Source organism: Rahnella contaminans (assembly GCF_011065485.1).
In the GTDB taxonomy this organism is placed as follows: Bacteria; Pseudomonadota; Gammaproteobacteria; order Enterobacterales; family Enterobacteriaceae; genus Rahnella; species Rahnella contaminans.
In genome coordinates this window covers 1100660-1114337 of the sequence record NZ_JAADJS010000001.1, presented here as the reverse complement: position 1 = coordinate 1114337, position 13678 = coordinate 1100660, and the positions used below count along the sequence as shown (strand labels likewise).

Annotated in this window: 10 protein-coding genes; 8 read left to right on the top strand and 2 right to left on the bottom strand. The window is 54.7% G+C overall.

What is annotated here, in order from left to right; genetic code table 11:
- The first annotated feature begins 106 nt into the window (after nt 1–106).
- The 6 genes from GW579_RS04885 (at nt 107) to tcyN (ending at nt 5014) form a co-directional block, all read left to right on the top strand.
- Nucleotides 107–829 (top strand): RNA polymerase sigma factor FliA, encoded by a 723-nt coding sequence (locus tag GW579_RS04885; protein WP_101076714.1) that lies wholly within the window; start codon nt 107–109, stop codon nt 827–829.
- 54 nt (nt 830–883) lie between these two features.
- Complete coding sequence (fliZ, locus tag GW579_RS04880; protein ID WP_095922218.1) at nt 884–1390, top strand: flagella biosynthesis regulatory protein FliZ; 507 nt, start codon at nt 884–886, stop codon at nt 1388–1390.
- Nucleotides 1391–1579: 189 nt separating this feature from the next.
- Nucleotides 1580–2590 (top strand): D-cysteine desulfhydrase, encoded by a 1011-nt coding sequence (locus tag GW579_RS04875; protein WP_165057862.1) that lies wholly within the window; start codon nt 1580–1582, stop codon nt 2588–2590.
- Nucleotides 2591–2724: 134 nt separating this feature from the next.
- On the top strand, nt 2725–3525 hold the full coding sequence (gene tcyJ, locus GW579_RS04870) for a cystine ABC transporter substrate-binding protein (protein ID WP_152326990.1): 801 nt from the start codon (nt 2725–2727) through the stop codon (nt 3523–3525).
- A 71-nt stretch (nt 3526–3596) separates the two neighbouring features.
- Complete coding sequence (gene tcyL, locus GW579_RS04865) at nt 3597–4265, top strand: cystine ABC transporter permease (protein WP_101076710.1); 669 nt, start codon at nt 3597–3599, stop codon at nt 4263–4265.
- Nucleotides 4262–5014 (top strand): L-cystine ABC transporter ATP-binding protein TcyN, encoded by a 753-nt coding sequence (gene tcyN, locus GW579_RS04860; RefSeq protein ID WP_152326991.1) that lies wholly within the window; start codon nt 4262–4264, stop codon nt 5012–5014. Before tcyL ends, tcyN begins: the two co-directional genes overlap by 4 nt.
- Nucleotides 5015–5257: 243 nt before the next feature.
- Here the strand turns inward: tcyN and phoA are convergent, their stop codons facing one another.
- Nucleotides 5258–6682 carry an alkaline phosphatase gene (gene phoA, locus GW579_RS04855; protein ID WP_165057860.1) on the bottom strand — a complete coding sequence of 475 codons (1425 nt, stop codon included), beginning with the start codon at nt 6680–6682 and terminating at the stop codon, nt 5258–5260.
- A gap of 128 nt (nt 6683–6810) precedes the next feature.
- Between phoA and GW579_RS04850 the strand changes: the two genes are divergently transcribed.
- On the top strand, nt 6811–7170 hold the full coding sequence (locus tag GW579_RS04850; protein WP_165057858.1) for a hypothetical protein: 360 nt from the start codon (nt 6811–6813) through the stop codon (nt 7168–7170).
- Between the two features lie 368 nt (nt 7171–7538).
- Here the strand turns inward: GW579_RS04850 and putA are convergent, their stop codons facing one another.
- A complete protein-coding gene (putA, locus tag GW579_RS04845; protein ID WP_165057856.1) occupies nt 7539–11513 on the bottom strand; it encodes a trifunctional transcriptional regulator/proline dehydrogenase/L-glutamate gamma-semialdehyde dehydrogenase in 3975 nt (1324 codons plus the stop codon).
- Nucleotides 11514–12039: 526 nt separating this feature from the next.
- Between putA and putP the strand changes: the two genes are divergently transcribed.
- Entirely contained in the window at nt 12040–13524 is a 1485-nt protein-coding gene (gene putP, locus GW579_RS04840) for a sodium/proline symporter PutP (protein WP_165057854.1), read from the top strand.
- The last annotated feature ends 154 nt before the right edge of the window (nt 13525–13678 follow it).

Below are 13678 nucleotides of genomic sequence, written 5' to 3'. Positions count from 1 at the left end.
CGAGACATAATCAAAATAACCGCGCTTTTCAGTCCTTATTCAGGCGATTGAATGGGGATTACCACTGGCACAATGATACTGACCCTCAATTTGCCAGGTTACGACAGTGAGCGATCTGTATACCGCCGACGGCGTGATAGACAAAAATTCTTTGTGGCAGCGCTATGTTCCGCTCGTGCGCCATGAAGCCCTGCGTTTGCAGGTGCGGCTTCCCGCCAGCGTAGAGCTTGATGATCTACTGCAAGCGGGAGGGATCGGCCTGTTAAATGCGGTTGAGCGTTTTGATGCGATGCAGGGTACGGCGTTTACCACTTATGCCGTCCAGCGTATCCGTGGCGCGATGCTTGATGAGTTGCGAAGCCGCGACTGGGTGCCGCGCAGCGTCAGACGTAACGCGCGTGAAGTGTCTCAGGCGATGCATAACGCAGAACAAAAATTAGGGCGACCACCGAGTGAAGGAGAGGTGGCGCAGGCACTGGATATTCCCATCGAGGAATACCGGCAGATATTAATGGATACGAACAGTAGCCAGTTGTTTTCTTATGACGAATGGCGCGAAGAGCACGGCGATACTGCCGAGGCATTGATGGAAGGGCACGAAGAGGCCAACCCGTTACATCATCTGTTGGAGGGCAATTTACGCCACCGGGTGATGGAAGCTATCGATGCGTTACCAGAACGGGAAAAGATGGTACTTACGCTTTACTACCAGGAAGAGTTGAATTTAAAAGAGATCGGGGCGGTACTGGATGTCGGGGAATCCCGCGTAAGCCAGCTCCACAGTCAGGCGATTAAGCGTTTACGCAGCCGCCTGGCCAACGACCACTGATCCGCTTTTTCCTGGCCGGTTATACATTTTATATCCCTTATCAGGAATAAATTTATGCCAGCGGGAATCAAAACAAGGCCTTTAAGCCGTTATCTTAAAGATTTTAAACACAGTCAGACTCATTGCTCACAGTGTGCAAAAGAACTCGACAGGATGGCACTGGTGTTTCGCGGGCAAATCATCAATAAAGAGGCCATCGCCAAGATGGACCAGCCTATTGATGATGACGTGTGGCACAACCTGTCGCAGGAACTGACCGCTCTGTGTCGTTTTTGCAGTGAGATAAGCTGTAACAGCCATTCGTCATATTTTGACATCATGGCGTTTAAGCAATATCTGTTCGAGCAGACAGAGATGAACCACAGCACGGTGCGCGAGTATGTTGTCCGCCTCCGCCGTCTGGATGAAATCTTGTCAGCAAATAACTATCCTCTCGATAAGCTTTCAGGGGACAGCATCCACCAGCGGATCATCAGTGATTTGCCGGTGGCGGGCCACGATAACTACCGTATTGCTTTGCGCAAATACGACCAGTATCTGGCCTGGCAGAAATCCGCGTAAGCGGCGCTCTATACAGACTGACACACAAAACGCAAACAGGCTCCTTCGGGGGCCTGTTTTTTTGTCTTGAATCTGTCCGCATAAAGTATTAATTCTTTATATACTTATTTCATAACCATTCTGCGCAAATACATCTGCTTCGACTATCACGACTTCGCCGGCCTTGCGGCTGTGCGTCAGGGGAACACTGTGCCTGCTAAAATTGCTTTGCTTAAAACCCGGCTGGAAGCCTTTGATCGTATTGATTTACTGGGCAACTGCACGCCATTAGAAAAACTCCACCGTCTCTCTGAGTTCACGGGTCGTGACATCTATATCAAACGCGATGACATTACGCCGCTGGCGATGGGCGGTAACAAGCTCAGAAAACTGGAATATCTTGCCGCCGCCGCGCTGGCAGAAGGTGCGGATACGCTGGTGACAGCAGGCGCGATTCAGTCCAACCATGTCCGTCAGACGGCGGCAGTGGCGGCGAAACTGGGCCTGAAATGCGTTGCGTTGCTGGAAAACCCCATTGGCACCACCGAAGCCAATTATCTGACCAACGGCAACCGCCTGTTGCTGGATTTATTCAATGCCGAAGTGGTGATGTGCGATGAACTGCACGACCCGACGGCGCAGCTGGCAGAATTGGCTGAGCGCCTGGAAGGGCAAGGTTTTCGTCCGTACGTTGTGCCGGTCGGCGGCTCGAATGCGCTGGGTGCGCTGGGATATGTCCGGTGTGCGCTGGAGATTGCTGAACAGTCTTCCGCGAGTTTCGTCGATTTCAGCGCAATCGTGGTGGCGTCCGGCAGTGCGGGGACACACGCCGGGCTGGCGGTCGCATTGCAGCATTTAATGCCGGATACACAACTGATAGGCGTGACGGTGTCACGTAAAGCCGACGCGCAGCGTCCGAAGGTGGAAACCATTGCCCGTGACGTTGCTGCCAGTTTGCAGTTTGATGAAAAAATACCGCAGATCGTTTTGTGGGATGACTATTTTGCACCGCGCTACGGTGAGCCGAATGAAGCGGGAATGGCGGCGGTGAAATTGCTGGCGGAGCAGGAAGCGATGCTGCTGGATCCGGTATATACCGGCAAGGCAATGGCCGGTCTGCTCGACGGCATCGAACGCGGATTATTCCCGGACGAAGGCCCGATCCTGTTCATCCATACCGGCGGCGCGCCGGCACTGTTTGCGTATCATCCGCAAGTGTGATGCCATACAGTACGCTTATGCAATTTTGCACTAAGATTATGAAATTATATTCCTGATAACTCTCGCGGCGGGTGCTACTGTGCGCAAATCGTCAGATATATAACTTTCTAACATCGATAATAACTGAGGTGTATATGGTTTTTTCCACATTGCGTCGTCGTTTACTTCTGGGTGCTGTGGCCGTCAGCCTGACAGCCGGTATGGTCACCAACAGCTTTGCTGATGAAGGCTTACTGAAAAAAGTGAAAGACCGCGGCACGCTGATCGTCGGTCTGGAAGGGACTTACCCTCCGTTCAGTTTCCAGGGTGAAGACGGCAAACTGACCGGTTTTGAAGTGGAATTCGCCGATGCGCTGGCACAGCATATGGGCGTGAAAGCGAAGCTGCAACCGACCAAATGGGACGGCATGCTGGCTTCTCTGGAATCCAAACGTATTGACGTTGTCATCAACCAGGTGACCATTTCCCCTGAACGTGAGAAGAAATATGACTTCTCCACGCCGTACACCGTTTCCGGTATTCAGGCGCTGACCAAAAAAGGTAACGAAGGCTCAATCACCAAGCCGGAAGATCTCAAAGGTAAGAAAGTAGGCGTGGGTCTGGGCAGCAACTACGAACAATGGTTACGCGCGAATGTTCAGGGCGTGGACGTTCGTACCTATGATGATGACCCGACGAAATATCAGGATCTGCGCGTAGGTCGTACCGATGCGATTCTGGTTGACCGCCTGGCTGCGCTGGATCTGGTGAAGAAAACCAACAACACCTTAGCCGTTGCCGGTGCGCCGTTCTCCCGTCTGGAATCCGGTGTTGCGATCCGCAAAGACAACCCTGAATTACTGGCCGCCATCAACAAAGCGATTGCAGAAATGCAAAAAGATGGTTCTTTAGCCAAAATTTCCGAGAAGTGGTTCGGGGCTGACGTCACCAAATAATTATCCGTTAAACCCGGAGCTGATCTTGCTCCGGGTTGTTTCAGGATACACATCCAAAAGGTCTTTATCGGATGCAAGAAAGTATTCAACTGGTGCTGGATTCAGCACCATTTTTATTGAAAGGAACCCTGTTTACCCTCCAGCTGAGTCTGGGCGGTATGGTCTTCGGGTTAATATTAGGCTTTATGCTGGCGCTGATGCGCCTTTCGCATTTCTGGCCACTGTCGTGGCTGTCACGTTTTTACGTCTCCGTGTTTCGCGGTACGCCGCTGATTGCACAGCTGTTTATGATTTACTACGGTTTGCCACAGTTTGGTATCGAGCTGGATCCTATTCCGGCGGCTATGATTGGCCTCTCACTCAACACCGCGGCTTATACTTCTGAAACCCTGCGAGCGGCGATTTCGTCAATTGAAAAAGGGCAGTGGGAAGCGGCGGCAAGTATCGGCATGAACCCCTGGCAGACGATGCGCCGCGTGATTTTACCGCAGGCGGCACGTACTGCGTTGCCACCGCTGGGCAACAGCTTTATCGGATTAGTGAAAGACACCTCGCTGGCGGCGACCATTCAGGTGCCGGAACTGTTCCGTCAGGCTCAGTTGGTCACCTCCCGCACGCTGGAAGTGTTCACCATGTATCTGGCCGCATCCATTATTTACTGGGTGCTGGCGACCGTTTTATCCTTCCTGCAAAACCGTCTGGAAGACCGCGTTAACCGCCAGGATCAGGAGCCTTCATGAGTACCATTGACGTTAAGCAACTGACGAAGAAATTCCACGGCCAGACGGTTTTGCACGGTATCGATTTACAGGTCAATGCCGGTGAAGTCGTCGCGATTATCGGGCCGAGCGGTTCGGGAAAAACGACGCTTCTGCGCAGCATTAACCTGCTGGAGGAGCCGGACGGCGGCACGATCAAAGTCGGCAATATCGAAATTGACGGCAACAAGCCGATCAGCAAACAAAAAAACAAAGTCCGCGAATTGCGTCAGCAGGTGGGCTTTGTGTTCCAGAACTTCAACCTGTTCCCGCACCGTTCTGTGCTCGAAAACATTATTGAAGGCCCGGTGATTGTGAAGGGCGAACCGAAGGCGAAAGCCATCGCGACGGCGCGTCAGCTGCTGGAAAAAGTCGGATTAAGCGGCAAGGAAAACGCTTACCCGCGTCGCCTTTCCGGCGGTCAGCAACAACGCGTAGCGATTGCCCGCGCGCTGGCGATGAGCCCGGAAGTGATCCTGTTCGACGAACCGACCTCTGCCCTCGACCCGGAACTGGTCGGCGAAGTGCTCAACACCATCCGCGCGCTGGCGCTCGAGCACCGCACCATGGTCATCGTGACCCACGAGATGAGCTTTGCGCGCGATGTTGCGGACAGAGCGATCTTTATGGATCAGGGGAAGATCGTAGAGCAGGGGCCTGCGAAGGCGCTATTCTCGAACCCGCAGCATGCGAGGACGAAGCAGTTCCTTGAGAAGTTTCTGGCGCACTAGATTCAGTTTTGTGCACAAGCCGCTGCACAAGGCGGCTTTCAGTCACTGGATCGGGAAGATTTAGGTTTCTCACTTGCAGTGAGGGCTGACAGCTGACCGAGTAAATTTCGGTTTCGGCGGTAGCCGCTGAGCGATCATTGCAATTGAAAAACCGAAACTTTCGCGATCCAGTTAAAACCAGATGCCACGTTGGATGGCAATCCAAAACAATGGCTTTGAGCCGCCAAAGCAGCGGCCTCCTGCTTATTTAATATTCATTGCTTCCCGCATGGTATAGAACAAATCCGTCTGGTCGGTCAGCCCGACGACGTTCGCGGCGTGTGGCCCGAACGCGGCGATCCGCAACTGAGTCCCGGTGTGACCCTGCGAGTCATCCTCGGAATTCCCGTAACTGATGGTCATCGGCGCGCCATCTTTGGTGGTCAGCGTTTGCGTGAGGCCGGGGGCTTTGGCGTCGGCTTCAATAATCTGGCTGGAATGCGCGTGATCGGCGGTCACAATCACCAGCGTATTGCCATCCTGACGGGCAAATTCGAGGGCTTTCTGCACCGCTTCATCCAGATCTACCGTCTCACCAAACTGACCGCAAGGGTTGGCAGCGTGATCTTGCTTATCAATCGACGCACCTTCGACTTGCAGGAAGAAGCCGTTCTGATTGGTTTTCAGCAGGTCGATCGCTTTTTCGGTCATCGCGGCCAGCGTCGGGATCTCTGAGGTGCGCTGCGGATTGGCTTCGCAGGTGACGGCAGGTTTATCGATATTGCCGTGATACGTGGCTTTCGGACCCTGCCAGCGTACCGGCATGTTGCCGTCGGCGAATAAGCCCAGCAGCGGTTTTTTCTGGTCGGCCTGTGTGATAGCGTTCAACTGGTCGGCGTTTTCTACCCACACATAACCCTGCGCCAGCGCCTGGTCTTTCAGGGATTTACCGCTGAATTCGCCGGCTTTCGCCAACTGACTGAAGGATTTTTTGCCGCCGCCCAGCGTGACGTCGGCGCGTGCCTGCAACAGCTGTTCAGTGATGGAACCGCGTCCGCCATTTTCCAGCGCGTTGCTGGCGCATTTTTCGGCCGTTTCTTCCGGGCCATAGCATTTACGGGACGTGACATGCGCGATTTGGGCGGCTGGCGTGGCGTCCTGCAATTCTGCCGTCGAGACGTTGCCGGTCGCTTTGCCTGCGGCTTTGGCGATCTCGAGAATGGTCTGGTGATCTTTACCGTTTACGTCCACCCCGATCGCGCCGTTATAGCTTTTTACGCCGGTCGTCCAGGCGGTGGCTGAGGCGGCGGAATCCGTCACATAGCTTGGTTTCTGTGTCTTTTTATCCAGAGAATAATGCGTGTACTGACCGGTCAGCGGCAGGGCATCGATGCCTTTGAAATAACCGCCTGCGCCTTCTGCATAATTTCGTGCGGAAGTGATTTCAGAATCGCCCATTCCGTCGCCAATCAGCAGGATTACGTTCTTCACCGTTTTATCCGAAAGCGAAGCTTTCAGCGCTGCCGTCTGGTCACCGCTCAGACGACGAGCGCCACCCGGTTCAGTCAGCACGCCTTTTGCTGCGCGGTCTGTCAGGGCGTCCGGCTCCGCGGCGAAAGCGCTGGCGGATGTGGAAACCAGCAGGGCGGCAGAGAGTGCGCGGGCAAGCAGGGAGAGAGGTTGTTGCATGGTCAAAACTCCTTTTGATAAACCGTCAGAAATAAAAAAACACAGATTGTTGTATTTTGTTACCGGTAGGTTAAGTCAGAGTTATGACGTTTTAATGATAATTCAGTCTGCTGATAGGCAGTTCGAATATGATCGAGGTGTTTCCTTGTGCAGAAGCCGCGCACATGGCGGCTTTCGGTTACAGGACCAGGAAAGTTTTGGTTTTTTTACTTGCAGTGAGGGGCTGGGACTATGACCGGGAAGTTTCGGTTTTTCAAGAACAGCTATCACTCAGAGGCAGGCGCCGAAACCGACCAAAAGGGGAAAGTGCTTTTCCCCTTTTGGATTTCCCCACGCTTTTTCAACACGCGCTACGCTCGCTGGCCATGTTTCAGCAACTCCGGTTAGTGCCGCAAACGCCGCCGCTGCGCGGTACTCTCACTTCAGGTTCGAACCTGCTCGGAAAAAGACTCTCGCTGTTTCTCACCGTTCATTCGACGTCGTTTTGAAAGCGGCCAGTGGCTTATCTAAATTCAAAAGCAGAATGGTTTATCTTTTAAAAAAGCCTCCAGCCGCTTTCGGAAAGCTTGCCGAGCGAAGTGTTTCGAGACCTGTGGCTCGAAACCGAGTGAGGGTACCGCGTAGCGGCAAGTTTTCGCGGCAATAGCGCTGGCCCCTGAAACATAGCCAGCGAGCGATAGCGCTGTTAGAAAGACGCGGAGATTCCAAAGAGGCCCCGTCCTGGGCCTCTTTGGTCGGTTTCGACGCAGCAGGTTAAGTGAACACAGTTATTGAAAAACCGAAACTTCCCCGGTCAGAGTCCTGGTGCCTCACTGCAAGTGAAAAGCCGCCCAATTGCAGCGGCTTCTGCAATCTATCACCCGATTGTCATCAGACTCGCATTCCCGCCCGCTGCCGCGGTATTCACACTCAGTGAACGCTCATGCAACAGACGCTCCAGCAGGATGTTATCTTCGCCGCGCGCAAACCCTTGTACTGAAATAATCGCGCCAGGGCGCTTGGCGATAAGCTGACAAAGTTCGCGGAGCTGATCGGCGTCGCCGTGATAAATCACCGCGTCAAATACCGGTGCCTCGTTCTGCCAGTCTTTGGCGAAATCGACACGTTCCTGTACCGCTTCCGGTAACTGGCTGAACAGTTCGCGCTGTAACGGCGCATCCGGCCAGAGAATACGGCAACCGGTCGCGGTGACGGCGGCGAGCTGGGTCAGCGCATCATCCTGATTGTCTGACAACGCCAGAACGCGCTCACGCGGCAATAATGCGTAAGTGTTACGTTCCCCGGTTGGCCCCGGCAGGGTACGCAAAGTGCCGCCCTGACTGGTTTGTGCGAAGCGCTCGCACACGGCAATCAGGTCTTCGCGATGTTTCTGCTCCGTCGCCCATTGTTGCAACGCGCGGTGCGGTGCCAGTAACGCTTCGCGTACAGACGTGTCCAGCGGCAGTTCGCGATCCTGACGCAATAACGTTTGCTGCACGGCGTCCTGCGGGCGGCTGCTCAGCAGGCGGTACAGGTACAGCGGACCACCGGCTTTCGGGCCGGTTCCGGATAAGCCTTCACCGCCAAACGGCTGCACACCCACGACAGCGCCGACCATGTTGCGGTTCACGTACATGTTGCCGACGTGCGCCTGCTGCGTCACGCGGTGGATGGTTTCGTCGATGCGGGTATGGATCCCCAGCGTCAGGCCGTAACCGGCGGCATTAATCTGACCGATCAGCTTATCCAGATCCTGACGGGCATAACGCACCACATGGAGTACCGGGCCGAAGATTTCTTTCTTCATTTCATCGAAGCTTTCCAGCTCGATAAGCGTCGGTTTGATGAAGGTTCCGCGCGTCCATTCCTGCTGATCGGCGGCAAATTCCTGCGTGGCCTGATACACCGTGCGGCCTTTGGCGCGCATGGCATCGATGTGTTTCTCGATACCGGCTTTGGCTTCGGCGTCGATCACCGGCCCGATATCGGTACACAACCGTTCAGGGTTGCCCATGCGGCACTCGGCCATCGCGCCGCGCAGCATTTGCAGCGTATGGTCGGCGACGTCGTCCTGAATACACAGCACGCGCAGGGCGGAACAGCGCTGACCAGCGCTGTCGAAAGCTGACGCCACGACATCGGTCACCACCTGTTCGGTGAGTGCGGAGGAGTCCACAATCATCGCGTTCAGGCCGCCGGTTTCGGCGATAAGCGGCGTCGGACGCCCCTGCGGATCCAGACGACCGGCGATGTTGCGTTGCAAAATTCCTGCCACGTCGGTGGAACCGGTAAACAGCACGCCGCGGACGCGTTCGTCGTTCACCAGTTGCGAGCCCACTGTTTCCCCCTGGCCCGGCAACAGTTGCAGCACACCCGTCGGAACACCGGCTTCATGCAAAATGCCCACGGCCAGCGCGGCAATCAGCGGCGTTTGCTCAGCCGGTTTTGCCAGCACGCTGTTGCCTGCGGCGAGGGCGGCGGCAATCTGCCCGGTGAAGATCGCCAGCGGGAAGTTCCACGGGCTGATACACACAACCGGCCCGAGCGGACGGTGCGAGTCATTGGCAAAGTCTTCACGGATCTGGCCTGCGTAATAGTGCAGGAAATCCACCGCTTCACGTACTTCGGCGATAGCGTTATTAAAAGTCTTTCCGGCTTCACGCACCAGTACGCCAAGCAAGCTTTGCAACTGCGCTTCCATCAATTCTGCGGCGCGTTGCAAGATTGCGGCGCGCTCTTCGGGAGGCGTCGCAAACCAGATAGCACCGGCGGCGGTGGACGCATCCAGCGCACGGCTGATTTCGTCCTGCGTGGCTTCACGCACGTAGCCGACGATATCGCCGTTTTCAGCCGGGTTAATGACTGGCAGGAATTCGCCCTCATCGGTCTGTGCATCAATCATCGCCTGGGCTTTCACCGGATGGCTGGCGCTTTGCAGCAGGGCGCTGGAAAGCGACGCCAGACGGTGTTCGCTCGACATATCCAGCCCCGCAGAGTTCACGCGTTTGTCGCCGTACAAATTGCGCGGCAACGCGATACGCGGATGCGGTAAACCGACCTGACCTTCGCTGGCGGCCAGCGCTTCGACGGCCAGAACCGGATCGGCAACCAGTTCGTCAATCGGCAAGGTGGCGTCAGCGATACGGTTAACGAAGGAGGTGTTCGCACCGTTCTCCAGCAGACGACGCACCAGATACGCCAGCAGCGTTTCATGCGTGCCGACCGGGGCATAAATGCGGCAAGGGCGGTTCAGTTTGCCCTCGCTGATTTTGCCGACAACCTGCTCGTACAGCGGTTCGCCCATGCCGTGCAGGCACTGGAATTCGTACTGACCGGGATAGTAGTTGTTACCGGCCAGCTGATAAATTGCCGCCACGGTGTGCGCGTTGTGTGTCGCAAACTGCGGATAAATGAGGTTGGGCACCGCCAGCAGTTTGCGGGCACAGGCCAGATAGGAAACGTCGGTGTAAACCTTGCGGGTGTAAACCGGATAATCTTCCAGCCCGTCCATCTGGGCGCGCTTAATCTCGCTGTCCCAGTACGCGCCTTTAACCAAACGGATCATCAGGCGGCGACGGCTGCGCTGCGCCAGATTGGTCAGGTAATCGATGACCATCGGGCAGCGTTTTTGGTAAGCCTGAATAACGAAGCCGATGCCGTTCCAGCCCGCCAGTTCCGGCTCAAAGCAGAGTTTTTCCAGCAAATCGAGGGAGATTTCCAGACGGTCGGCTTCTTCGGCGTCAATATTGATGCCGATGTCATAACTGCGCGCCAGCAGCGTCAGCGAGAGCAGGCGCGGATAAAGCTCTTCCATCACGCGTTCGTACTGCGCACGGCTATAGCGCGGATGCAGGGCGGAAAGTTTGATTGAAATGCCCGGCCCTTCATAAATGCCACGACCGTTTGAGGCTTTACCAATCGCGTTAATCGCCTGCTGATATGACTGCAAATACGCCTGCGCGTCTTTTTCGGTCAGCGCCGCTTCACCCAGCATGTCGTAGGAGTAACGGAAACCTTTTTCTTCATGTTTACGCGCGTTAGCCAGCGCTTCCGCGATGGTTTCGCCGGTCACGAACTGTTCGCCCATCAGGCGCATCGCCATGTCCACGCCTTTGCGGATCAACGGTTCGCCACTTTTGCCGATAATACGGTTCAGGGATTTCGACAGGCTGGCTTCATTGTGTGTCGCCACCAGTTTGCCGGTAAACAGCAAACCCCAGGTCGCGGCATTGACGAACAGCGACGGGCTGCGGCCCAGATGTGAATGCCAGTTGCCGTTGCTGATTTTGTCGCGGATTAACGCATCGCGCGTTGGCTTATCGGGAATACGCAACAATGCTTCGGCCAGACACATCAGTGCCACGCCTTCCTGCGAGGACAGGGAGAATTCCTGCAACAGGCTTTGCACCATACCGGCGCGGCCGTTTGCACTTTTCTGGTTACGCAGTTTGGTGGCGATCTCGGCGGCCAGTTTCAGGGCAGCGTCGTTGAGCGGAGCAGGCAGACGGGCCTGTTCGAGCAGCATGGAAACGGCTTCCGGCTCCGGGCGGCGATAGGCGGCGGTAATGGCTGAACGACTGACCGACTGCGGCAAAATCTGCTCGGCAAAATCAAGGAACGGCTGATGCATTTCCTGCACCGGTTGACCGGCGGGATCTTCCGCGTCGCCAGGCGCTGCGCCATTGAGCGCCGGGATCTCCGGCAGCGAATCGCCATTTTCCAGACGTTCCAGATAGGAAAAAATCGCCTGTTTGATCAGCCAGTGCGGCGTGCGGTCAATCTGCTGAGCCGCAATTTTTAGCCTGTCGCGTGTGCCTTCGTCCAGCTTCACGCCCATCGTCGTCATACCCATACGCAACCACTCCCTATGAAAAGGTTCAGGTGAATTCATTATCTTTATGGCAAGCAATATCTTCTATGTTGCAACCTTGTGCAACCCTGTTAATGCACGAAGTATGCCTGATGTGATTTATTTGGCATTTTTAACATTGAATCAACGTAGGAAAGACAGGTTATTCGCGGTAACCGCCTTAATAACCTCAAAGTTAAAGGTGCAACTGAGGGAAATGTAACGTGCAACCCGCTCTCATCATAAATGTGATGCGTCGTAAATTTTACGTATCCAAAATGTTAAAACATTTGAAATGTAGCGATCACTCAACCAGTATCGCGACCGACAGTTAATTTGAATAAAAACCACATTAAGTACGCTGAAAAAGAAAAAAAATGGAGAGTCATGCTGCATCCTTCGCGGGTTTCAGCCATCATCTCGCCCCGGCATGATTTTGGCCGCCTTTTGAAAAAGGTGTGTCAGGACAGACAGATGCCGGCCTGCATTGCAAACACGTATCGCAAAAAATAAGAAAGTGGAGAAGGACATGACAATGAACACACCGATGCTGGTGACGTTTTGTGTTTATATTTTCGGGATGATTTTGATAGGGCTCATCGCGTATTTACGGACCAAAAACTTTGATGATTATATTCTGGGTGGCCGCAGCTTAGGCAGCGTGGTGACGGCACTTTCCGCCGGTGCTTCTGACATGAGCGGCTGGTTATTAATGGGTTTACCGGGCGCGATTTTTCTTTCCGGTATTTCCGAAAGCTGGATTGCCATCGGCCTCACGATTGGCGCGTATCTGAACTGGAAGCTGGTGGCGGGGCGCTTACGCGTTCACACCGAGGCCAACAATAATGCGCTGACGCTGCCGGATTACTTCACGCACCGCTTCGAAGATTCCAGCAAATTGCTGCGTATTATCTCGGCTGTCGTGATCCTGGTGTTCTTCACCATTTACTGTGCTTCCGGGATTGTTGCCGGTGCGCGTTTGTTTGAAAGTACTTTCGGGATGTCTTATCAGACCGCGCTGTGGGCGGGTGCCGCAGCGACCATTATTTATACCTTTATCGGCGGTTTTCTGGCAGTCAGCTGGACTGACACGGTGCAGGCCAGCCTGATGATTTTCGCGCTGATCCTGACGCCAGTGATCGTCATCCTCGCGGTCGGCGGCATTGACAGTTCGATGCTGGTGATTCAGGCGAAAAATCCGGAATACACCGACATGTTCAAGAATATGAATCTGGTGGCAATTGTGTCCCTGCTCGGCTGGGGACTGGGGTATTTCGGTCAGCCGCATATTCTGGCGCGTTTTATGGCCGCCGATTCGCATCACACTATCCGCAGCGCACGCCGTATCAGCATGACGTGGATGATTTTGTGTCTGGCGGGCACCATCGCCGTGGGCTTCTTCGGGATTGCGTATTTCAGCAATAACCCGGCAGTAGCGGGCAATGTGACGCAAAACGCTGAGCGCGTGTTCATCGAACTGGCGAAAATCCTCTTTAATCCTTGGATTGCCGGTATTTTGCTGTCGGCTATTCTGGCGGCGGTGATGAGTACCCTGAGCTGCCAGTTGCTGGTCTGTTCCAGTGCGATTACCGAAGACCTGTACAAAGCGTTTTTGCGTAAAGGCGCGAGTCAGCGGGAACTGGTGTGGATTGGTCGTCTGATGGTGCTGGTGGTGGCGCTGGTGGCGATTGCGCTGGCGGCAAATCCTGAGAACCGTGTTCTGGGGCTGGTGAGCTATGCGTGGGCGGGCTTTGGTGCAGCGTTTGGTCCGGTTATCCTTATTTCGGTGATGTGGAAACGCATGACGCGCAACGGCGCGCTGGCCGGGATGGTCATTGGCGCCGCGACGGTGATTCTGTGGAAAAGTTACGGCTGGGTTGAACTGTACGAAATCATTCCTGGGTTTATTTTTGCTTCGATCGCCATCTGGGTGGTCAGCCTGATGGGGCGTAAACCTTCCGTGGCAGTCGAAGAGCGCTTCAACGCTGCCGAAGCGGAATACAACACCCTCTGATTTTCCCCGCGTTATCGTGATAAACCGGGATCGTCCTGATCCCGATTTTCTGTTTTTTCGTGCGCATTTCCCCGACAGGTTTCAAAAAAGAGCCCGTCACCTCTTGTATTTCTTTTTCCAGGAATGATAATCAATATCGTTTCTTTTTACCTTT